Source organism: Planococcus faecalis (assembly GCF_002009235.1).
Taxonomy (GTDB): Bacteria; Bacillota; Bacilli; order Bacillales_A; family Planococcaceae; genus Planococcus; species Planococcus kocurii.
Window position 1 is genome coordinate 1,035,670 of the sequence record NZ_CP019401.1, and the last position, 22,813, is coordinate 1,058,482.

The window sequence follows — 22,813 nt, forward strand, 5'->3', positions numbered from 1 at the left end:
AGAGTAGAAAGAGTAAGTTGCTTTACTTAATAATAAGGATCGAATTTAATAAGGAATTATTTCTTTAATTTAAGAACAACTTTTCAAACGCTGCTTTTGAGTTTTTTATCGTAAATGTGTATGCTAAAACCTAATCAGTGATTCTGCACTATAAAGGAGAATTTGATGAAATCTATACATAGTAACATCTTAGAGTTTAGAGGAAGTCATTACGATTTTGGATTCAAGCAAGGAGAGCTGTTAAAGAATAGTATAATATTGGAGAATCGACAAAAGCAGTGGAAAGCAAAAAGGCCACGATTTAAAATAGATGTGGCAAAAACGGCAGAAGCTTATTCCAAATTTGCTCCTCGGATCTGGCATGAGTTAATGGGTCTGCAGGAGAGTCTCGGCTTGCCGATGGAGGAAGTGCTGCGCGATTTTGGTGGATACCGAATCGATGCCATGCCATCTGGCTGTTCGATCGTGACAGGCACAGATTTTATGGTTCGAAATTATGATTTTCACCCGCAGACCTATGAAGGACGTTTTAGTTTGTTTCAACCAGACGACGGGGGCTATGCGACGATTGGTCCAACATCACGAATTATCGGACGGATGGATGGCATGAATGAAAAAGGACTTGCCATGGGCTATAATTTTACACACCGAAAAAAGCCAGGAGACGGCTTTGTGTGTTATTTAATCGGGCGGATTATTCTAGAAACTTGTGCAACAATTGAAGAAGCGGTGGAACTGTTAAAACAGCTTCCTCACCGTGGGTCGTTCAGCTATATTGTCACAGATACAAGCGGAAGAACACGCATCATCGAAGCAAGCCCTCGCTCGGTTGATGTCCGCATCAGTAACGCATGCACCAATCATTTTGAAATTCAGCAGCACGAAAACCGCAATTATTTAAAGGATTCGTTTGACCGTTTAGAAGTTATTCAAAGTCAGCAAAGCCAAACGGCAGACGCATTGAAAGCATTTCGTTTATTTAACGACACAGGCAAAGGTGTATTTTCGAAGCTTTACAAGAGCTGGGCGGGGACGATTCACACATCTCTTTATTTGCCAAAAGACAAAGAAGTTTGGTTTGCACTCGGTGGAAATCAACAGCCAACCGTTTTTGATTTCGCAGGCTGGCTACGCGGAGGAAATTTGAACATTCAGCAAATCCATGGAGTAGTAGATACGGATATTGGCTTTGCACATGTCGACAAACAATTCAGCTAAACAAAACAGGCGCCAGCAATTTAGTTGCTGGCGCCTGTTTTTTATAGTTCTGCCATATGAGCAAATGGAAAATGTGTGTCAATGTTCCCGTTGATCCGTTTGGCGTATAGTCGCTCACCTTGTAACCATTTATCGAAATCGAGCATCAGTGGCAAACGGTCAGGACCAATAGCAAATCCAATTTCGAGACTACGCGGAAAGTAAGAAGCGGTATGCAAGGTTCCTGAAGCGGTGCTGTACTTTGTTGAAAAGACACCTTGATTCGAGTCGTTTAATAGACGAAATGCACTATAGGCATCGATTTTATTTTGTTGTTGCTTTAACATAGCGTCTTCTCTTCTGCGGGAATCATCAAGTTGGTACCGATTTTCTTCTACGAGCAATTCAAAATGATTGGTCGACACAGCGGATTCACGAACGGCGACAAAACGAGGCGATGCTTCAACGACCACTGATTTTCCTGTACGATCAAGTAAGACATAACTAAACGAACGACGATGAGGCAGTTCTTCTAATAACTCGACTGCATCATCAATGGTAGCGCAATTTTCCAAAATCAACCGACCAATCATATTGCAAATAAAACCATCTTCAGAGTTGCGTCGATTGATAAAATTATACCCCATAACAAGTCCTTTTTCATTCATACCATCCGTGCGACCGGTTATTTGCATCGTCGGGCCAATCGTGGCAAATCCACCATCAGTTGGTTGATACAAAGCAAGTCGACCTTCATAGCCTTGTGGGGAACTATCGTAATTGCGAACCATAAAGTCGGATTCGGTATAAATCGAACAGCCACTTCGTGTGTATTCTAAATAATAGCCGCCGAATTCTCGAATGGCATCATGCAACGACCAATTTAACGCATCAGCAAGGCCGTTAATTTCTTCCCACACACGTGGTGCTAACGTTTGCAATATGTTTTTAGCGCGTTGTTCATCTATAATCAAATGGCGACTGGAAGCTGTTCGTTGTTTTTGGCGGTTGGCAAGAATTACGGACTTTTTCAATAATTCTCCTTGCATTTGACCAAAATCGTAATGGCTTCCACGAAACTGGACGATGTCACTGTGTACTCGTTTCACGTATTGACCCCTCTTTTACTAATTAATGTAAGAAGAGTTTACTGCATTTATAGGCAAATAGAAAAGAATATGCCTATGGACTACTAGTTGTGTTGTACTAGTTGTTAATGAGTGATCTCGTCGTGCATTTAACTTATCTGTAGGGAAGACTTTTTTACAATAAAAAATAACTAGGCTTGGTTTGTTATATATTGTATGATATTCCAGTAGGTAAAAGTAATCATTAAAAAGGGGATTAATATGAGTAAAAAAACAGGGGTTCTATTATTTTTATCAGGTCTTTTAGCTTTGACGGTATCAACGGAAACAACATTTGCAAATACACAATATTCACAGGCAGTTAAACAATTATCAACCTTTCAAAAGAAATTGCCTGTTGAACAAAAACTACTGAAATCTTCGACTATTCAGCAACTAGAATCACAGCTACAAAAAGAGTTGTTGATTCAGAAACACTCGGTTACACAAGCTAATACATCTACAGTTAACCGCGCAGCTTCAGATTACCTGATAGAGCAAGAACCAAATGATGACTTTGATTTCGCTAATCAATTATCTTATTCAAAACCCACGGTAGGACAATTACTACCTTATTATGATTTGGATTTTTACAAAGTGATCGTTCCAAGCGACGGTATGTTGGCTGTTGGTGGGGGAACAACGTCTTATGAAATCGACCTTTTGTTCATGGCAACTGAAAAAGATTTTAAAGACACGGGAAAGCTTAGCTATTTAGCTAGTGATTATGACGGTAAAGTAGAAATTCAAGTTTATCAAGCTAAGGCAGGCACTTATTATATTCCAGTAATTGATGCAGATGATTACAGCAATGGCTCATCAGATCTATACATTATGGCTACATCCTTTATAGATAACGTTGCCCCATCTAAACCGACTGTTAACGCAATTGACAATAACGATTTAGTTATTACTGGGAAAGCTGAAGCAAATTCCACAGTTACAATAAAAAATGGCAGTAAGGTTATAGCCACAACAAAAGCTACAACAAAAGGCGTGTTTTCCACTAAAATAGCTGCTCAAAAAGCTGGTGTGAAATTGAATATTACAGCGGAAGACAGTGCAAAAAACAAAAGTTCAAATGCGACAGTAACGGTAGCAGATAAGACAGCCCCAGCAAAACCAACAATCAATAAAATTACTAGTAAGGACTTAAAAATAACCGGTAAAGTAGAAGCAAATGCTACAGTTACAGCAAAAGTAGGGAAAACAGTGTTAGGTTCAGTGAAAGCTGATGCAAAGGGTAATTATTCTGTGAAGATAAAAGCGCAGAAAACAGGTACAACAATTGAAGTAACGGCAAAAGATAAAGCCGGGAACATTAGCAATAAGACTACAAAAGTAGTTGTTAAAAAATAAGTAAAAATACAAAAGACCAACAACTTTCAAAATTGAAAGTGTCGGTCTTTTGTATTTTTACTAGATAACATAAAACTCGGCATTTCCGCCGTTAATACCGGTAAACATATTCGAAGCGGCGGTAAGCAGCTGCAAAGCCGTATCTTTTTGCATAGAAGGACGCAGATAAAAAATATGTACTGCATTTTTTGTCTGTTCTGTAACAGCCGTCCGTTTAGAATCGACATAAGGGCTACCGAAAGCGCCTTCGTCGTCTTTGGATACGAGAATACCAGTCAATGTATTGGTGCGGTTATTTAAGCCTTCATAGCGGTCTGTGCTGGTTCCAACCGTAATTTCAATATCGCCTGAAATTTTATCAGCATCGTAAAGACCTAGTGGAATTTCGTATTGGAGCGACAAAAAGCTATTCATGTCGACAGCAGAATCGACGACGGATAAATAATTTTGCTTTTTAATACGACGGTATAATGCTTCAGCAGACGGTCGGTAACGACTTGGATCGGCTCCTAATGCTTTCCATATTAGTTGCCATTCGAGCAAACCAGGAAAATCGGTAAAGTCTTTATCTTCTAACTCGAAATACAATTGCTCTTGAAAAAGTTGCAAACGGCCTTTTAACATTTGAGGTGAATCGGAAACGGTGATATTGTTATAAAGAATGATGCCAATTTTAAAATCGCCTAGAATCTCGTTTATTTGAGGATCGATTGTCAGCTTCATTGCAATCTTCCTTTCGCGTATGGGTTTTTATTATCGTATCATAGAATTGAGTGAGGGGTTACGACATGAATCTTGATCAATTTCAAAAAGAGCTTGTTGCGTATGCCTCGGACATCGGAATTGATAAAATCGGCTTTGCATCGGCAGAACCTTTTTATAGCTTAAAGCATCAATTGATTCGTCAGCAGCAGTTAAATTACCAGTCAGGCTTTGAAGAATCAGATGTGGAAAAACGTACGAGGCCGGAGCTGTTGCTAAATGAAGCCGTTAGTATTGTTGCGATTGCCATTGCTTATCCATCAAAGATGGAAGATGCACCGCAAGGAGTAAAAGGCGCAAGGCGAGGCATGTTTTCTCGTTCCTCTTGGGGCAAGGATTACCATGCCGCTCTCAGAGAGCGGCTGACGCTGTTAGAAGCGTTCATTGCGTCGCGTTACCCAGAAGCACGAATGCGATCGATGGTGGACACAGGAGAACTATCTGACCGGGCAGTAGCAGAACGAGCTGGCATTGGCTGGAGTGCTAAAAACACGAACATTATCACGCCAGAATTTGGTTCGTACGTGTATCTGGGTGAGATGATTACCAATATCCCGTTTCGTTTTGATGAGCCAATGGAAGATCAATGCGGGGACTGTCGGTTGTGTATCGACACGTGCCCAACAGGAGCGATTGTCGAAGGCGGCCAATTAAACGCTCAGCGTTGCATTTCGTTTTTGACGCAAACAAAAGGATTTTTACCGGATGAGTTTCGTAGCAAAATTGGCAATCGGCTATATGGCTGTGACACGTGTCAGACGGTATGTCCGAAAAACAAGCGAAAAGCCAATCAAATTCATGCAGAGTTTGAGCCAGATCCAGAAATTGCGAAACCCTTATTGCTGCCATTATTAACAATTTCTAATCGTGAGTTTAAAGATAAGTTTGGTTATGTGTCCGGATCGTGGCGAGGCAAAAAACCGATTCAGCGAAATGCTATTTTGGCGTTAGCACATTTTAAAGAAACAGCTGCTATACCTGTTTTGATTCAATTGCTCGACAGTGATGAGCGACCGGTCATTCGAGGAACTGCGGCTTGGGCAATTGGTAAAATTGGCACTGATGAAGGATTAGAAGCATTAAAGCGCGTGCAACAGCTAGAAAAAGATGGTGAAGTGCAAGAAGAAATTCAAAAAGGATTGGCATTTTTTGCTGAAAGATTGAAAGGATAAGTGACAGATTTGGCTATTCATATTGTGTTGTACCAACCGCTGATTCCAGCAAATACAGGGAATATCGCGCGTTCATGCGCCGGGACAGGAGTTAAGTTGCATTTAATCCGGCCGCTCGGTTTCTCGACAGACGATAAAATGCTTAAACGCGCCGGGCTGGACTACTGGGAACATGTCGATATTTATTATTATGACGGGTTGCAGGAGTTGTTTGACAGTTACCAAGACGGGGTGTTCTACTATATTACGAAGTTCGGCGCAAAGCCGCATACTTCATACGATTTTTCCGATAGAGGAAAAGATCATTTCTTCGTTTTTGGACAAGAAACTAAAGGATTGCCGAAAGAACTGATCGAGCAAAACCCAGATCATTGCTTGCGAATTCCAATGAACGATCATATTCGTTCACTTAATTTGTCGAATACGGCAGCGATACTCATGTACGAAGCGTTGCGTCAACAAGATTATCCAGGCTTAGAATAAAAAAAGGACAGCGAATTTCGCTGTCCTTTTACACTATTCTCTTTCGTTTGTTCCAGGTTTGTCATCGTATCCAGCAGTAAAAATAGCTACTAAGAACGAAACACAAACACCTAAAATAAGGATTAAGTTCATAAGAATGACCTCCTTGAAATGTGCATCTTTGTTTAGTATAGCTTACAAGTGGGAAAAATGAAATATACAACATCGCTCGAAATGTGGATAATTTCTGACGGTCTCGTAAATAATGAAACCTTAGCTGTTATCGTTCGTATAAAGAAGATAGCAACTTTTATAGAAGGGATGAAGATATATGAAAATGAAGATTTCTGTTGCGTTACTTTGGATTACAGGCTTAGCTGAAGCCTTTCTAGCAATCCCGTTAATTGGCGGAGGCTTTGTCATCAGCACAGGTTACTCAGCGTTAGGTGTTATGTTCGTGCTTCACGCGATTACTTTATTCTTCAGCTTCCGTGAATATTCACCAAAAGCAGGTTCGATTCTCGGAATCATTACAAGCATAATCGCATGGATTCCAGGTGTCGGTTGGGTATTCCACTTGATTACTGCAGCTGTGTTATTATTGTCAGCAACATTCACCAGAAATAGAATCTAAAAAAACCGCCAATTTGGCGGTTTTTTTACATCTATCATCAATGAGGTGCGATTAATAGTTGAATCGTGAACAAAATCGCAAAGACGTAAAGAATTGGATGAACCGACTTGCCTTTGCCTTTGAAGATTTTCATTAACGGATAAGAAATAAAACCGAAAGCAATCCCCGTTGCAATACTCGATGTTAACGGCATAGCGAGTACAATCAAAAAGGCGGGGAAAGCTTCATCGAATTTTTCCCACTCAATTTGTTTGACTGCACCAATCATTAAACTGCCAACGATAATTAATGCAGGAGCTGTAATGGCGGCAACACTTGATAAAGAGCCGACTAACGGTCCGAAAAACGCTGCGAGTATGAAAAGAACGGCAACTGTTAAACTTGTAAGACCGGTGCGACCACCTGCTGCAACACCTGCCGTAGATTCAACATACGCGGTAGTTGGACTGGTTCCAACCATAGCACCGGCAGTAGCTGCGAACGAATCTGCTAGCAACGCTTGACGCATTCTAGGCATTTTATTGTCTTTTAGTAAGCCAGCTTGTTTGGCGACACCAATCATTGTGCCAGTCGTATCAAACAACGTCACGAGTAAGAAAGAAAAGACAACGCCATAAAGACCATATTCAATGACCAATTGAAGAGCTTCTAACGGATTCCAAATCAGAATCCCTTCGGGCAATGACGGTAATTTTATAAATCCTGTTTCAAATTTTAATTGACCAGTGAAAAAGGCAACGATTCCTGTGACAATCATACCGTAAAAAATACCACCACTAATATTTAATGACATAAAGATGACAGTAATTAGTAAGCCGAGCAACGTTAAGGCGACAGGAAGAGAAGTTAAATCACCTAAGCCGACCAAATTCGCCTCGTTTGCAACAATCAAGCCGCTCAGTCTCATACCGATAAACGCGATAAACAAACCAATTCCAGCAGTAATAGCATGCTTTAAGTTTTCAGGAATGGCTTGAATCAGCACTTTTCTCAAAGAAGTCAATGACAACAAAATAAAAATAAGACCCGCCACAAATACAGCTGCAAAGGCAGTTACGTAATCGATGGCCCCATTTGATCCGAGTACCATAGAAGTGAAATAAGCATTCAATCCCATGCCGGGTGCAATGGCAATGGGGTAATTAGCGGCTAAGGCCATCCATAAAGTTCCGATGGCGGCGGCGATAATCGTCGCTAAAAATACTTGATCAAACGGCACACCTGCAGCACCTAAGATGACTGGATTGACAATGACGATATAGGCCATAGTTAGGAAAGTCGTCATTCCAGCAGTCACTTCAGTCTTTATCGTCGTATTGTTTTCTTTTAAATGAAACATAAAAAACTCCTCCTAAAACACGAACAATTTTACACAACATGATATATATTATTCGTTTTAATCGGAGAGTGCAAGAGCTTGCACCGAAATCCTAAAAGTCGAATTAATCTAATATTATTTGTACAATAGAAAGATGAAAGGATGATGATAGATGGGGTTAACAATCAACTCAACAAAACAATTACATAATGGTGTAGAAATGCCCCGCTTCGGCCTCGGTGTCTACAAAATGACCGACAAAGAAGCCGCAGTAGAAGCGATGATTACGGCAATTGGAGCAGGCTATACAGCAATCGATACAGCGACCATTTACGACAACGAAGCAGAAGTAGGCGAAGCGGTACGGAATTCGGGTGTTAAACGCGAGAACTTGTTTATCACTTCGAAAGTTTGGAACACGGACCAAGGCTATGATGAAACTTTGCGTGCATTTGAAGCATCGCTAAAACGTCTGGATTTTGATTATTTGGATCTGTATTTGACACATTGGGCGATTGAAGGGAAATACGTAGACACGTATCGTGCCATCCAACGTCTTTACGACGAAAAGCTCGTTCGTTCCATTGGTGTTTCAAATCACCAAGAGCATCATTTGGAGAAAATTATGGCTACGGCCAATACAAAACCAATGGTCAATCAAATTGAATTGCATCCACAACTGACACAAGTGCCATTACGAAACTATTGCGACGCAAATGACATTGTAGTAACATCGTGGTCGCCACTTGCAAGAGGTCGTTTGCTAGAGGATCCTGTGTTAGTGGAAATCGCAAAACAGCATAATAAATCAATTGCACAGGTCATTATCCGTTGGCATTTGCAGAATGATTTAGTCGTTATTCCAAAGTCAGTAACACCCTCACGCATTCAAGAAAACGCGCAAGTATTTGATTTCGCGTTGACTCCAGAAGAAATGGGTATAATCGATGGGTTAAACCAAGATTGGCGTAGCGGAACACATCCAGATGACATTAAGGTTTAAAAGATCCTCTACTTAAGTAGAGGAAATCAAAAAGAACGAAGAAAAGGACATCCTCTTCTCCGTTCTTTTTATTGTTTTTAAAATCGCTGATTGAAATGGAAGCGTCAACGTAAGCCCACGAGAAAGCGTCCGCTGCAATGGACATCAGTCACTACTTTTTTATTATCTCGCAGTATCTTCAACCACTACTTTTTCATTTGTAAACGGGTGGATGAATGACATGCGGAAAGCATGAAGGTGATAAGCGCCGTCTTGTGTTGGCGGTCCGTCGTATAATGTATCTCCAACAATCGGATGACCGATATGAGAAAGGTGTGTACGGATTTGGTGCGTGCGTCCTGTTTCAAGTGTTAAATGAAGCAAAGATTTGCCTTCCATTAGTTTCAGTACACGGTAATGAGTAACAGCGCTTTGACCTGTTTGAGAAACCATGCGACGCGTTGGGTGATGGCGATCGCGACCAATTGCGAAATCAATTGTGCCAGATTTATTGTGAACTTTGCCTTTCACAACAGCTTCGTAGTCACGAACCAATTGTTTTTGTTCTAACATACGGTCCAGCACGTTTTTTGCAACAGGGTGTTTTGCAACCATCAACAAACCGGAAGTTCCTTGATCCAAGCGGTGAACATGCTCCCCATATGATCCGCCGTTACGAATAATGTGACCAAGAATGGCGTTAATGAACGTATCTGTTTGGCCAACTTCGTTCGGGTGTGTCGCCATACCTTTTGGTTTACGAGCCACGATAAAGTGATCGTCTTCAAAAAGTACCGGTAACTCAACATCGTGTTTTGGTTCGTAAGGTGAGTCTGCGGGAGGCAAGTCAAATTGCAAGACAGTTCCTTTTGGTAAAGGTTCTTTCCAAACTACTTCTTGGAATTTATCGTTTTTAACGCTTTTGGCCATGCGCATTTGGTGAACGACTTTTTTTCCAAGGCCCCATTCGGTTCTTAGTAATTCTTCAACGGTCATACCGTCATCTTTGATTTCATAACTCCAAGTCATGTGGTTTCCTCCATTAAAAAAGGACCATGCGCCAGGCACATGATCCTTTTGTCAGTTATTTTTTAACTACATCAGTGAAAAATTGTTCAATATTCTCTTTTGGCTGTGCACCGACCCAACGCGAAACTTCTTTACCCTCTTCGAAATGGATCAATGTTGGTGTAGCTTCGATCAAGTATTGTTGCCAACCTTGATCATATTCTAACAGATTGTACTGCAAAACGTCTATACTCATATCTTCAGCAACCGGCATCAAAACAGGTGTAGTCTGCTGACAGTAGCTACAAGTTGGGCTGTAAAAATAAACCGTAGTTGGCTCTCCGCTAGCAATTTCCTTTTCTAAATCAGCCGGTAAGACAATGTTCTGATAATTTTCATCGTCTAATTGATCAATAGTTGCCTGCTCTAGATCCTCTGTATCGTATGGGTTATCCGCCAATTTCTCATCATTTGCCTGATTCGTTAAAAAGATGATTCCGGCAAAAATAATAACAACAATTCCTGCGATGATTAATAACTTTTTCATGTTACTTTTCCTCCTTAAGGGACTTTAATAAATAGATACTCATTCCAGCAATTAGAATAAATGCAGTAAGCGCTAAAAAGGGAATGGTGATAAATCCGAGGAGATTGATATACTCACCGTTACATGGAACAAGTCCACAAGATGGTGCAGAATCTGCCAGGAAATCGAGCTTCTGTAAACCGTAATGATAAAGAGAAATTCCTCCTCCTATAATGGAGAACACAAGCGCAGTAGCTGCAATTCGAACATTTTTCTGTACGTAAGCAACTCCGATGACAATAACAAGCGGATACATAAAGATACGTTGAATCCAGCATAGTTCACACGGAGCAAAGTCACGAATTTCAGAAAAATAAAGCGAACCGGCCGTGGCGATAAGGGCTACAACCCACATGGAAAGCAAAACATTCTCCTGGCGTTTCGTCATTTGAGATTCCCTCTTTTCAAAAAATGATTCCATAGAATTATAATTGTTATCGGGAGACAAGTAAAATAATATCAACCTGAGCGACTATCCGATATAATAAAGTATGAAACTTTTGTGAAGGAGAGCTGTGCTGTGTCAGAACAATTTGATTTATCCCATTTTGAAAAAAGCATGATCATTCGCGAGATGACTTATGCAGATATAGATGCCATCCTGGCAATGCAGCGTCTATGCTTCCCGGGAATGGATCCTTGGAAAGAAGAACAGTTAAGAAGTCATTTGGGTGTTTTCCCACAAGGTCAGCTTATAGCTGAGTTAGATGGAACAGTCATTGGCTCCTGTTCAAGTTTATTAATCAACTTTGATGAATATGACGACCGTCATACGTGGGACGATGTAACCGACGCGGGATATATTACCAACCATAATCCAGATGGTTACAATATGTACGGCATTGAAGTGATGGTACACCCAGAATACCGCCGGATGAAAGTAGGCCAGCGTTTATATGAAGCCCGCAAAGAATTAGCACGCGAATTAAATTTAAAATCGATTATCATCGGAGGACGTATTCCAAATTACCACAAACACGCGGATGAAATGTCACCACGTGAATATGTAGATTCGGTTTCACGTCATAAAATTTACGATCCGGTTTTGACGTTCCAATTGATGAACAACTTCCAATTAATGCGCATCAATCCGAACTACTTGCAAGACGACGTAGCTTCAGGTAAATACGCAACGTTGATGGAATGGAATAACGTCGATTACAAACCTGTTTCTAAACGTCATTTCAAAACAAGCTTGCCGGTCCGTATTTGTGTTGTCCAGTATTTGATGCGCGCCATCGAATCGTTTGATGATTTAGCGAACCAAGTAGAATATTTTGTAGATGTAGCGTCAGATGCCCATTCAGATTTTGTGGTATTCCCTGAAATCTTCACGACGCAGCTCATGTCGTTCTTAAATGAGCCATCGCCGAGCCAAGCAGTACGTAAGTTAACGGAATATACACCTCAATATATTGAATTGTTTACAGACCTTGCTGTTCGTTACAATGTCAACATTATCGGAGGATCGCATTTCGTTAAAGAAGAAGACGATGAAATTTACAATATTGCTTACTTGTTCCGCCGTGACGGATCGATCGACAAGCAATACAAAATCCATATCACACCAAACGAACGTAAATGGTGGGGCATTTCTGCAGGAGATTCGGTTCGTGTCTTCGATACGGATTGTGGGAAAATCGCTATTCAAATTTGCTACGATATTGAATTCCCAGAACTGGCGCGTATTGCGACAGATATGGGTGCCAATATTATTTTCACCCCGTTCTGTACAGAAGATCGCCAAGGCTACTTGCGCGTTCGTTATTGCGCACAAGCGCGTGCTGTGGAAAATCAAATCTACACGGTCATTTCCGGTACGGTCGGTAACTTGCCGCAAACCGAAAACATGGACATTCAATATGCACAATCGGGTATTTTTGCGCCATCCGATTTTGAGTTTGCACGTGACGGCATTGTCGGCGAAACCAATGCAAACCTTGAAATGGTGTTGATTGGAGATGTCGATTTGGAAATTTTACGTCGTCAACGTCAAAATGGAACAGTCAAGCAGTTAAAAGACCGTCGTCATGATGTCTACCGTGTAGAATACAAAAAAGACTGAACACCGCCGCTTCCGAAATGGAGCGGCTTTTTTTTGAGATGTTTGATAAACTGGAGATTCAGCGAAAAAATTTTTAACTGATGTGCTTACTTAGTGAGGAGCTCTCGCAGGAAAGCGCAACTGGTTTGTAGAATATCTACATATAAGACTGTTTAATTTAACTCAATTTCAATATGGATGGAGGAATTTCTATGTCATGGAAAGAACGCATGAAGCGTTGGTTAGACAATGAATCACTTGATGAAGAAACGCGCCAATCATTAACTGTCTTAAAAGACGATGAAAAATTAGCAGAAGATGCGTTTTATCAAGATCTGGTTTTTGGTACCGGAGGCATGCGCGGTGAAATTGGTCCAGGGACAAACCGCATGAACGTTTATACGGTCCGTAAAGCCTCTCAAGGAATCGCGGATTACATGAAGGAAAATGGGGAACTTGCTATGGCACGGGGGATGGTCATTGCATATGACAGCCGCCGCATGTCACCTGAATTTGCAGAAGAAGCAGCACGTACATTTGCAGCAAACGGTATTCATACGTATTTGTACAGTAGCCCTAGAACGACACCCCAGTTATCGTTTAGTGTTCGATATTTGAATGCATTTATGGGAATTGTTATTACGGCGAGTCACAATCCGCCGGAATACAATGGCTATAAAGTGTACGGAGAAGATGGCGCTCAATTAAATCTAGAAGATGCCGACCGTGTCATTGACTATGTTAGCCGTGTAGAAGATGAGCTATCTATCGTCAACGAAGGATTTGACGAGTCATTACTAATCCGAATTGACGAAAAATTGGATGAAGCGTATCTTACCAATGCGTTAACTGTTCAAGAGCATTCAGCGAGTCCGATCCAAGCCGTTTTTACGCCACTTCACGGAGCATCGGGTGCAACGGTTAAGCGGTTATTAGATCGAGCAGGCTATGATCAAATTACTTACGTAACCGAACAGATGCAACCAGACGGTGAATTTCCAACTGTTACTTCTCCGAATCCAGAAGAAGGATCTGCATTTGAATTGGCAAAAGAATACGGTAAGAAATCCGGAGCTGATTTACTGATTGCCGTCGATCCAGACGGAGACCGTGTTGGAATTGCCGTTTGGAGCGGTAGCCAGTATGAACTACTGAGCGGCAACCAAACCGGCGCTATTTTGATTGAGTATTTGCTGAGTCAAAAACAAGCAAAAGGCACGTTACCCAAAAACGGTCGTATTTTTAAAACCATTGTCACATCAGAATTTGGTCGCGTCGTAGCAGAATCATATGGTGTCAGTTCGGAAGATGTTTTAACTGGTTTTAAATTCATCGGTGAAAAATTAAAGCACAACGATGAGGATCCGAAATTCGAATTTTTATTCGGCTACGAAGAAAGTTATGGTTATTTAATTCGTGATTTTGCAAGAGACAAAGACGCTGTCCAGTCTGTTTTATTGCTCGTTGAAGCAGCTGCTTTTTATAAAAAACAAGGGAAGAATCTTCATGACGTGTTGATCGAATTGTATAATGAGTTTGGTTGGTACCGTGAATCACTCGTATCTGTTACGAAAAAAGGCATTGATGGGGCCCGTGAAATTACTGCATTGCTGGAAGGTTTGCGTAAACACCCAGTACAGGCGATTGCCGGCATTCCTGTTGTTTCGATTGAAGATTATGAAACGCAAAACCGCATTTCTGTCAATTTGGGCACCAATGAAAAAATTGAACTGCCTCAATCTAATGTCTTGAAGTACTTCTTAGAAGATGGTTCGTGGGTATGTGTGCGTCCAAGCGGCACAGAACCGAAAGTGAAATATTATTTCGGCATCACCGCAAAAACACAGCAAGAAAGCGATGAAAAAATGGAATTGCTAAAAGAATCATTCATAGAAGAAGTAAATAGCCGCTAACGACTAAGCCCCCCTAAAAAAGGGGGCTTTTATTGTCTAACTCTGTATACGTATGTGCCTTTCTAAGACAAAAGTACGAGTGAGTTGGATTGCGATCACGTATATGATAAAAGTGAGGTGATTAATGTTGGCAGAACCTTCAAATGTAACGCTGTTAAAAGAAATTGCTGAACTGTTAAATGAAGAAATGGATATGACGTGTATGTTAGATGGGGCTATTCGTAAATTGTTGAACGGCTCTGCTTTTGAAACGGCTTGGATATTTTTTATTAATGAAAAAGGCAAGCATCAATTAGTGGCTCAGGCTAATTTGCCGGCCGCTTTAGAAGAAAACAGTTGCCGTCATTTACAAAAAGGTGGCTGTTGGTGCGTTAAGCGCTATCACGATGGCGATCTTGAAAAAGCATCGAATATTATCGCTTGTCAACGTATCGAAAATGCCATGCCAGAAAATTCGCGGCTACAAGGCAGTATCACTCATCATGCGACGGTTCCTTTGCAGTCAGGAGAAGAGAAATTTGGCTTGCTGAACATTGCCGCACCCGACACTGTCGGGTTTTCAAAAGACGAATTGGCTCTGTTGGAATCAGTGGCTTTTCAAATTGGCTCTGCAATCAAACGAATTGGCTTAACAAAGCAAGAACAGGAATTGGCTCTTGTGAAAGAACGAAATCGCTTAGCGCGCGACCTCCATGATTCTGTTAACCAATTGCTGTTTTCAGTGACGTTAACTGCTCGCGGTGGTGTCGAGATGTCAGAGGATCCTGTTGTTCAAGAAACTTTTCGCGATATTCAACATTTGACGCAGGAAGCATTGAATGAAATGAGAGCGTTAATTTGGCAATTGCGGCCAAAAGGGTTAGAGAGTGGATTGCTTGATGCCATCAAAGGTTACGGAGAAATGCTCGGAATTGCAGTTGAAACAAAAGTAATGGGTGTTATTCAATTGCCATCGCGAATTGAAGAAACGCTATTCCGGATTGCGCAGGAATCGTTGAACAATGTCCGGAAACACGCGGAAGTTAATAAAGTCGAATTGTATTTATCGGTCACGGCAACGGATGTTTTGTTCGTGCTAAAAGATGAAGGGCGCGGATTCGCATTTGATCATAGAGTCCACTTGCCATCTATCGGCATTCAAAGCATACGTGAACGTGCCAAAGCAGAAGGTGGCACAGCTGATTGGTCAAGTGAGATTGGCAAGGGAACGGAAATCTTAGTGCGGATTCCGTATGGATAAGGAGTTGAAAACGTGATGAAAGTTTTAATAGCCGATGACCATCATGTGGTCCGACGAGGATTGTTATTCTTTTTGAAAACACAAAAGGATATTGAAGTGGTAGGAGAAGCGATAAATGGCAAAGAGGCTGTAGAAATGGCTGCAGCACTTCAGCCGGATATTGTGTTAATGGATTTGGTAATGCCCATTATGGACGGCATTCAAGCAACGCGAATGATCAAAGAACAATTCCCCACTATCATCGTTTTAATGCTAACTAGTTTTTCAGATCAAGATCACGTGGTGCCTGCGATTGAAGCGGGAGCAGCAGGCTATCAATTGAAAGATATTGAACCGGATGAACTGGTTGCTTCTTTGCGCAGTTTGATGCGTGGTGAAAACACACTGCATCCAAAAGCTTCTTCTGAACTGATGAAAGCGCCAGCGGAACCGGCACCTCATACCATCAACCAGCTGACACCAAGAGAACAGGAAGTGCTGGCTGAATTGACTAAAGGCAAAAGCAATCGCGAAATCGCTTCTGCGTTATTTGTTACCGAAAAAACAGTGAAAACGCATATTTCCAACATCTTTATCAAACTAATTGTTCAAGACCGGACGCAGGCGGCACTTTATGCCGTGAAGCATGGTCTGACTGAACCAGAGATAAGATAAAAGGAGAGGGCTGTACTCAAAAGGTCATGAAAAACGACTTTTTGAGTACAGCCCCGTTTTCAGGCGACAAAATAGGTGGATGCATTTGCACGTACGATCTGTAATCAATGACTTTTTATATTCTCAGAAGCAATTCAAAAAAACAGGTGGAGAAAAAGAGTTTCTTTTTCTCCACCTGTTTTATGTTAGAGACTTACGGGATAGCCTCCTCTATTTTAGCGTTTTTTAACGGGTCGTTTGCGATTGTCTTTGGTTAGTTGTTTCCATTTGTTACGCGCGGCTTTTTGAGCAGCGGCATCGCTTTTTCGCTCCATATGAGCAAGCTCACGCTTTAGCTTTAAATAACTCTGGTAACGTCCGGCATCCAACTTACCATTTCGAAGTGCCTCCTGAACGCAACAACCAGGCTCGTCATGATGAGCGCAATCACGGAATCGACAGTGGAGTGCCAAATCTTCGACATCGCTAAATCCTGCTGTTACGCCTTCTGAATAGTCGCCCAGCTGAAATTCACGCATGCCAGGTGTATCAATCATTAATCCGCCTGCAGGCAGTAAAATCATTTCTCTGTGTGTAGTCGTATGTCGCCCTTTGCTGTCATCTTCTCGGATATCTTGAACCAGCATTTGTTCATTGCCAGACAAGGCATTGATCAAAGAAGATTTCCCGACACCGGAAGAACCGAGTAAAGCTCCAGTTTTTGAACCCGTTAACTGCTTCTGTAATTCTTCGATTCCTTCACTAGTACGTGCGGATACGGCAAAAATCGGAACGCCGAACGCTACATTTTCTACTTCACGTAAATAAGGGGTAATGTCAGTGCATTGGTCTTTTTTTGTTAAGACGATAATGGGATTCGATCCAGAATCCCAAGCGGCTAACAAATAGCGTTCTAACCGCCGAATATTAAAATCATCGTTTAGTGACATCGTTAAAAACACGATATCCACATTGACCGCAATCAATTGGATATCAGATGTTTCGCCCGCCACTTTTCTAGAAAACTGAGACGTTCGTGGTAGCACATGGTGAATAATGCCTTTGTCTTCACCCGGCATTTGCTCGACCATGACCCAATCTCCGACGCACGGAAATTCTATGCCATGGTGCTGGTGTCTGTACTTTCCAGATAATGAGCAAAGCCATTCGCCATCATTTGTGACAACGCGGTATCCATTTTTATGCTCCAGTGTGACACGCCCTGGAGTGCCATTCGTCGTTGTTTTGTCTTGCCAGCCTGAATTCCAGCCGTATTGTTCAATTTTCATCAATGTTATTTCCTCCTAATTATGCAAAATAAAAAACCACGGATGCGCGCAATTCGCAGTCGTGGTCTCCGGACATAATGGAAGAAGCGTATCGTCAGCGATACACAGAGGGAGACACTATAGACTGGAATTGCGTATTCAACAATAAAATAGCCATAATGCTTCACCTCTTTCTTCAAGTTAGATTAACGATATAGGATATTCTGTTTTTGGTCAAGAACATTTTTTAGATTATTGGGAAATATTTTACTGTAACTTGCATAAACGAAATGACCACGCTACCATTAAGTGACTATTCCGAATTCTTGTGGTGATTAAATTTAGAAGAGGTGGAGAAATGAGAGAGCGACAAAATGTGATTATTCCAGTAAGAGTAGGCGAAGAACTTGATATAGAGACGCTTGAGCGATTTCTCCAAGAGAAAATTGAAAATCTACCAACAGGAAAACTTGAAGTTCAGCAGTTTGGTACGGGTCATTCCAATTTAACGTATGCCTTGCAAATCGGAAACTGGCAAGCTGTATTAAGAAGGCCACCGCTCGGACCTGTAGCACCTAAAGCGCATGATATGGAACGCGAATATAACATTCTATCTGCTTTACATCCAGTCTTTAAAACAGCACCAAAGCCTTTTGTTTTTTCAAATGATTTATCGATTGTTGGCAGTCCCTTTTTTGTGATGGAGAGGCGCCATGGTCATGTATTAGATAGTGATTTCCCAGAAAATAGTAGACCGACGAGAGAGTTGGGACAAAAAATTTCAGAGAAAATGGTCGATTTGCTGGTCGAGCTTCATTCGTTAGATTACAAGCAAACGGCTTTGGCTGGAATGGCAAAACCGGAAGGCTTTATGCAGCGTCAAGTTGACGGCTGGATTGGACGTTATGAGCGTGCACAAACAGACGATATTGAAGGTGTAGGAAGATTAACTGAATGGATGCTCACAAACATGCCAGTATCTCAAGAACCTACGATTATTCACTATGATTTTAAATTGAACAATGCTTTATTTTCGGAAGATTTCTCAGAAATAACGGGTCTGTTTGACTGGGAAATGACGACAGTCGGAGATCCATTAGCAGATCTTGGAGCGGCTATGAGTTATTGGATTCAAGAGGGAGATCCTGACTTATTAAAAAAAGGACTCGGTAGAGCACCCGTTACTGTGCTAGAAGGCTTTTACAGTCGGCAGGAGTTTATAAAAAGCTATGGTGAAAAAAGTGGAAGAGACGTATCCGATATGAATTTTTATTTAACATTTGCTTATTTCAAATTGGCTGTGATTATTCAACAAATTTATTATCGTTACAAAAAAGGACAGACACAAGATCCGAGATTCGCACATTTCGATCAATATGTAGCGAGTCTAATGAAGCATGCGCTGTCGACTGCTTTGGAAAAATAATTTTCTTTAGTTCTATGTTAGTTGTGCGCATGCCAACAGATGGATTTTCTTCGGCTGTGCTAGAAGAAGGGCTGATCAACAGGTAGAGCACCCAAAAGTTAAAGTCGAACTCTAACTTTTGGGTGCACTACCTCATCAAGCCTTTTTTGTTTGTCAAAAAGCCATCAAGGGAAAAGAAAGAGGATAGATACCCACAAGAAAGGAGCATGACGATGAAGGCATTGTCTTTTTGGCTAAAAGAAAAACTGTGGATTACTCCTGCATTTTACATTGTAATTTCAATTTTTCTATCCATCTTTTTTTACTATGTTGACTTATTGTATATCGACGAACTAAAGCCATATGTCCCAGCAATTCTTTTAACGAATGTTGACTTAGCTAAGACGATTATGGGAAGTTTATCAGGCGCTCTCCTAACGATGACGACTTTTACTTTTTCAACAATTCTCGTCGTACTAACGATGTACTCATCTCAATTTTCGCCAAGAACATTAAAGAACTTTGTTCACGATAAAATTGTTTGGCGAGTTTTAGGGATTTTTCTGAGCGGCTTTATTTACAATACTTTATCATTATTATTTATGAGAGAAGATCTCTACGAAACTGATGTCATTTCAACTTTTATCGGTATTATTATCGCTTTTTTCTGTCTTTCTACATTTGCCTATTTCATCCATTATATTGCAACAAATGTACAAGTAGGACAACTAATCAATCAATTAATTAAGGATACAGAAGATGCCATTTCCAAATTTGAAAAGTTACAAGAAAATGAAAAAGGTGAAGAAATAACGTGGAGCCCAATTGGTATCAAAGACACGTATCAAGCTGAAAAAGAAGGCTACATTCAGTATCTGTCTTTCGAAAAGCTGGGAAATTATGCACAAGAGCAAAAACTAAAAGTTGAAATTCTTGTGAATCCAGGCGATTACGTCTATGAGGGCAAGCCGATTTTTCATGTTTATGGAGTGAATCACGCTAAACAGTCTATTAATAACTTCTATTCACTCGGTACTTCTAGAACGACAGAACAGGACCTTGATTTTGCCATTCAAAAATTAGTGGAAGTGGCGCTTCGTGCCATATCGCCGGGCATCAATGATCCAAATACAGCGAACGATATTATTATTCGGCTCGGACGTTTACTTGGCCAATTAGGTCGATTAAAAACAGGACCTTTCTTACTAGCTGAAGAGCATGTTTTATACCGCTTTCCTGCATATAAAAAAGCGTTGTATAAAACTTTCTATCAATTATCGCATTACGGCAAGGAAGACATTTCAGTTTTAATTTCTATTCTTGAGTCTTTGAAAGTGGCTGCTGAAATGGGAGCTAAACGGCATTATGTGGAGTTGTGGGAAATTCATGCTTACGTTTTAGAAGATGTGGATATCGGGGCATTGAAAACCTTTGATCAAGAAGTTCTTCAAGAAAAAGTGGACGAGTTAGCCATAGCCACGGATCAGCATTCGTATCATCTGGTTTTGACGAAAAAAAACTGAGGACAGTGTTAGAAATCTATCAAGCAGTAAAGGAGAGGGGTTATGAAAAACAATGAGCTGTTCGAAGGCATTACTTTTTTAAAGGATTTGTCTTTAGTAGAGTTTTTCATGTTCTTCGTGTATGTGGCTTTAATCCTTATCGGGAAATTTTTGATATTATTCCTGCTGAGAAAGGTTATAGCTTCAACAGATTTCAAAAGACGGGTTTATCCGGTAATTGAAGATGTCTTAAATTGGTTGCTTCTTTACGGCGGCATCCTGTTCTTTCTTTTTTACTTCTCGAAAGAACAATGGCTGACTTCAGCTTTTTATGAAACTGAAGGCGTTGAGATCTCCGTATTACTAATCATTGTAGCTGTCCTCATTGTGACATTTGCCAGTCGCGTCACTAAAGCTTTAAATCGCTACGTCATGCCATTTGTCTACGAACAATTTAATATAGATATGGGAATGGGCTACACAATCAACCGACTGCTTTATTATGTCGTGATGTTTTTAGCATTGGCAATCAGTTTTACTACTGTCGGGCTTGACTTAACAGCGCTCGGATTTGTATTTAGTGTTCTTGGAATTGGTATAGGTTTTGGCGTTCGTAACATCGCCGCTAATTTTGTCTCAGGCATCATCATTTTGTTTGAGCGTCCGATGGAAGTTGGAGAAATGGTGGAAATCGACGGGAAAATCGGACGTATTACTAAAATTAAATTGAGGTCAACTGTTATAGAAACCTTGAAAGAAGGAACTCTCGTCGTTCCGAATCAATATTTTATCGAGCAAATTGTTAAAAATCGTTCGAGCGCACAATTGTATGCCAGGGTAGTAGTAAGTGTGGAGTATGGCAGTGATACGAAAAAAATCGAACAACTTCTCAAAGATGCAGCTCTAAAGACAATCAACTTGATGAAAGGAATACCAGAAAAAGAACCAGATGTCCGATTTATTAACTTTCGGAATTCCGCATTGGATTTTCAAGTAGAAGTACAAGTTGCCGATGTTGAAATGAAAGAAAGGCTTGAAAGTCGAATTCGTCATGCCATTGCAGAAGATTTTGTTCACAACAATGTAAAAATGGCGCAAGCACTAGACGAATAATCAAAAAAGTCCGCGGCTCTTTAAAGCCGTGGACTTTTTTGGTTACAGAAAGCATTATATAAGCCTATATGGTCTTGCCACTTGGAGTTCCTTTCATCGGTGTGGAATGCAGAATGCCGTACAAGCACAGTGAAATGAATATTCTTTTGTTCGTTTCAGTCGTCCTGACGACTAATAGGAGACGAAAAATCTGGTTCAATGTGAACAAGAATGACGCAATGAGGTTTTACTTTCTGAATTTTCCTTTCGATTTCTTCAGTGATCCAGTGACTTTCTATTACATTAAGTTTGGGTGCAACACTGACAGTCAAATCGATAAACATGACATTGCCATGATTGCGTCCTTTAAAATCACGCAATGAAATAACTCCGGGAACTCTTCTAACTAAAACAGATAAAGTTTCCACTTCATCTTCATCAAACCCATCGGTTAACGTCATGACAGATTCCTTGAAAATATCCAGAGCCGTTTTGATAATGATCAATCCGATAATAAATGCGGTAAGAACATCGAGAATTGGTGCGCCAAAAACAGCACCCATAATGCCGATACCTGCGCCAATACTGACGAGAGCATCTGACCGATTATCGTAAGCTGCAGCACGGACAGCTGAACTTTTGATTTCTTGACTAAGCTTTAAGTTATAGCGATACACAACGTACATAACAATTGCAGAAAACAAAGCAATCCAAGCCGTAAACAGAGAAGGGGTTTCGGCAACAGGTTCAAAAATAGAGCGAATAGCGTTAGCCAAAACTTGTAATCCTACAGCCGCCATAATGAAAGATGCCAAAAGAGAGGCAATGGTTTCAGCGCGCAGATGACCATAATGATGATTTTCATCGGGCGGTTTCTGAGAAATTCGTAGTCCCACCAAAACGGCAATAGATGCGAGAATGTCAGTTAAATTGTTAAGACCATCGGCTTTTAATGCTTCAGAAGAACCTGAAAAGCCGAAGAAAAGCTTGATAGCACTAAGAAATACATAAGCACCAATACTGATCCAAGCCCCTTTTTCCCCTTTGCGTAAGTTTGTATACATGTCCATAATGTTTCCCGCCTCCAAGTTGCTGAAACAAAGTGAAAC

The 22,813-nt window shown here is 40.9% G+C and carries 21 protein-coding genes; 13 read left to right on the top strand and 8 right to left on the bottom strand.

What is annotated here, in order from left to right; genetic code table 11:
• Nucleotides 1–165: 165 nt before the first annotated feature.
• Complete coding sequence (locus AJGP001_RS05105; protein WP_078080218.1) at nucleotides 166–1,218, top strand: C45 family autoproteolytic acyltransferase/hydrolase; 1,053 nt, start codon at nucleotides 166–168, stop codon at nucleotides 1,216–1,218.
• A 41-nt stretch (nucleotides 1,219–1,259) separates the two neighbouring features.
• On the opposite strand, the gene AJGP001_RS05110 is transcribed toward AJGP001_RS05105, so the two are convergent.
• Nucleotides 1,260–2,306: a C45 family autoproteolytic acyltransferase/hydrolase gene (locus AJGP001_RS05110; RefSeq protein ID WP_078080219.1), complete on the bottom strand. Its 1,047-nt coding sequence runs from the start codon at nucleotides 2,304–2,306 to the stop codon at nucleotides 1,260–1,262.
• Nucleotides 2,307–2,546: 240 nt separating this feature from the next.
• Between AJGP001_RS05110 and AJGP001_RS05115 the strand changes: the two genes are divergently transcribed.
• The gene (locus AJGP001_RS05115) at nucleotides 2,547–3,683 is read left to right on the top strand and encodes an Ig-like domain-containing protein (protein WP_078080220.1); all 1,137 of its coding nucleotides are present in this window, start codon (nucleotides 2,547–2,549) and stop codon (nucleotides 3,681–3,683) included.
• Nucleotides 3,684–3,743: 60 nt separating this feature from the next.
• On the opposite strand, the gene AJGP001_RS05120 is transcribed toward AJGP001_RS05115, so the two are convergent.
• Entirely contained in the window at nucleotides 3,744–4,406 is a 663-nt protein-coding gene (locus tag AJGP001_RS05120) for a B3/B4 domain-containing protein (RefSeq protein ID WP_058385980.1), read from the bottom strand.
• Nucleotides 4,407–4,471: 65 nt separating this feature from the next.
• On the opposite strand from AJGP001_RS05120, the gene queG reads away from it, so the two are divergent.
• The 3 genes from queG to AJGP001_RS05135 all read left to right on the top strand — a co-directional run bounded on the left by queG (nucleotide 4,472) and on the right by AJGP001_RS05135 (nucleotide 6,713).
• Nucleotides 4,472–5,617: a tRNA epoxyqueuosine(34) reductase QueG gene (gene queG, locus AJGP001_RS05125; RefSeq protein ID WP_058385979.1), complete on the top strand. Its 1,146-nt coding sequence runs from the start codon at nucleotides 4,472–4,474 to the stop codon at nucleotides 5,615–5,617.
• A gap of 9 nt (nucleotides 5,618–5,626) precedes the next feature.
• Nucleotides 5,627–6,100 carry a tRNA (uridine(34)/cytosine(34)/5-carboxymethylaminomethyluridine(34)-2'-O)-methyltransferase TrmL gene (trmL, locus tag AJGP001_RS05130; RefSeq protein WP_058386941.1) on the top strand — a complete coding sequence of 158 codons (474 nt, stop codon included), beginning with the start codon at nucleotides 5,627–5,629 and terminating at the stop codon, nucleotides 6,098–6,100.
• Between the two features lie 310 nt (nucleotides 6,101–6,410).
• Nucleotides 6,411–6,713, top strand: a complete 303-nt coding sequence (locus AJGP001_RS05135; RefSeq protein WP_078080221.1) for a hypothetical protein — start codon at nucleotides 6,411–6,413, stop codon at nucleotides 6,711–6,713.
• Nucleotides 6,714–6,750: 37 nt separating this feature from the next.
• On the opposite strand, the gene AJGP001_RS05140 is transcribed toward AJGP001_RS05135, so the two are convergent.
• Nucleotides 6,751–8,052, bottom strand: coding sequence for an NCS2 family permease (locus AJGP001_RS05140; RefSeq protein WP_071153652.1), 1,302 nt, complete (start codon nucleotides 8,050–8,052; stop codon nucleotides 6,751–6,753).
• A 151-nt stretch (nucleotides 8,053–8,203) separates the two neighbouring features.
• Here AJGP001_RS05140 and AJGP001_RS05145 point away from each other — a divergent pair, with 151 nt between their 5' ends.
• A complete protein-coding gene (locus AJGP001_RS05145; protein WP_071153653.1) occupies nucleotides 8,204–9,034 on the top strand; it encodes an aldo/keto reductase in 831 nt (276 codons plus the stop codon).
• A 162-nt stretch (nucleotides 9,035–9,196) separates the two neighbouring features.
• Here the strand turns inward: AJGP001_RS05145 and AJGP001_RS05150 are convergent, their stop codons facing one another.
• The 3 genes from AJGP001_RS05150 to AJGP001_RS05160 are packed head-to-tail and all read right to left on the bottom strand — an operon-like array spanning nucleotide 9,197 to nucleotide 10,995.
• Nucleotides 9,197–10,042 carry an RluA family pseudouridine synthase gene (locus AJGP001_RS05150; protein ID WP_071153654.1) on the bottom strand — a complete coding sequence of 282 codons (846 nt, stop codon included), beginning with the start codon at nucleotides 10,040–10,042 and terminating at the stop codon, nucleotides 9,197–9,199.
• A 55-nt stretch (nucleotides 10,043–10,097) separates the two neighbouring features.
• Nucleotides 10,098–10,568, bottom strand: a complete 471-nt coding sequence (locus AJGP001_RS05155; RefSeq protein WP_071153655.1) for a thioredoxin family protein — start codon at nucleotides 10,566–10,568, stop codon at nucleotides 10,098–10,100.
• A gap of 1 nt (nucleotide 10,569) precedes the next feature.
• Nucleotides 10,570–10,995, bottom strand: coding sequence for a disulfide oxidoreductase (locus AJGP001_RS05160; protein ID WP_058385974.1), 426 nt, complete (start codon nucleotides 10,993–10,995; stop codon nucleotides 10,570–10,572).
• Nucleotides 10,996–11,127: 132 nt separating this feature from the next.
• Between AJGP001_RS05160 and AJGP001_RS05165 the strand changes: the two genes are divergently transcribed.
• From AJGP001_RS05165 to AJGP001_RS05180, 4 genes are all read left to right on the top strand, one after another.
• Complete coding sequence (locus AJGP001_RS05165; RefSeq protein WP_058385973.1) at nucleotides 11,128–12,672, top strand: carbon-nitrogen hydrolase family protein; 1,545 nt, start codon at nucleotides 11,128–11,130, stop codon at nucleotides 12,670–12,672.
• Between the two features lie 191 nt (nucleotides 12,673–12,863).
• Nucleotides 12,864–14,564: a phospho-sugar mutase gene (locus tag AJGP001_RS05170; protein ID WP_078080222.1), complete on the top strand. Its 1,701-nt coding sequence runs from the start codon at nucleotides 12,864–12,866 to the stop codon at nucleotides 14,562–14,564.
• A 124-nt stretch (nucleotides 14,565–14,688) separates the two neighbouring features.
• Nucleotides 14,689–15,804: a GAF domain-containing sensor histidine kinase gene (locus AJGP001_RS05175; RefSeq protein WP_071153656.1), complete on the top strand. Its 1,116-nt coding sequence runs from the start codon at nucleotides 14,689–14,691 to the stop codon at nucleotides 15,802–15,804.
• Between the two features lie 12 nt (nucleotides 15,805–15,816).
• On the top strand, nucleotides 15,817–16,458 hold the full coding sequence (locus tag AJGP001_RS05180) for a response regulator (protein WP_071153657.1): 642 nt from the start codon (nucleotides 15,817–15,819) through the stop codon (nucleotides 16,456–16,458).
• Between the two features lie 215 nt (nucleotides 16,459–16,673).
• On the opposite strand, the gene rsgA is transcribed toward AJGP001_RS05180, so the two are convergent.
• Entirely contained in the window at nucleotides 16,674–17,729 is a 1,056-nt protein-coding gene (gene rsgA, locus AJGP001_RS05185; protein WP_245830239.1) for a ribosome small subunit-dependent GTPase A, read from the bottom strand.
• Nucleotides 17,730–18,063: 334 nt separating this feature from the next.
• Here rsgA and AJGP001_RS05190 point away from each other — a divergent pair, with 334 nt between their 5' ends.
• The 3 genes from AJGP001_RS05190 (at nucleotide 18,064) to AJGP001_RS05200 (ending at nucleotide 21,725) form a co-directional block, all read left to right on the top strand.
• Nucleotides 18,064–19,131, top strand: coding sequence for a phosphotransferase family protein (locus AJGP001_RS05190; protein ID WP_058385968.1), 1,068 nt, complete (start codon nucleotides 18,064–18,066; stop codon nucleotides 19,129–19,131).
• A 212-nt stretch (nucleotides 19,132–19,343) separates the two neighbouring features.
• Complete coding sequence (locus tag AJGP001_RS05195) at nucleotides 19,344–20,633, top strand: DUF2254 domain-containing protein (protein WP_078080224.1); 1,290 nt, start codon at nucleotides 19,344–19,346, stop codon at nucleotides 20,631–20,633.
• A 42-nt stretch (nucleotides 20,634–20,675) separates the two neighbouring features.
• A complete protein-coding gene (locus tag AJGP001_RS05200; RefSeq protein ID WP_078080225.1) occupies nucleotides 20,676–21,725 on the top strand; it encodes a mechanosensitive ion channel family protein in 1,050 nt (349 codons plus the stop codon).
• Nucleotides 21,726–21,880: 155 nt separating this feature from the next.
• Here the strand turns inward: AJGP001_RS05200 and AJGP001_RS05205 are convergent, their stop codons facing one another.
• Nucleotides 21,881–22,774 carry a cation diffusion facilitator family transporter gene (locus AJGP001_RS05205; RefSeq protein ID WP_071153658.1) on the bottom strand — a complete coding sequence of 298 codons (894 nt, stop codon included), beginning with the start codon at nucleotides 22,772–22,774 and terminating at the stop codon, nucleotides 21,881–21,883.
• Nucleotides 22,775–22,813: the final 39 nt, after the last annotated feature.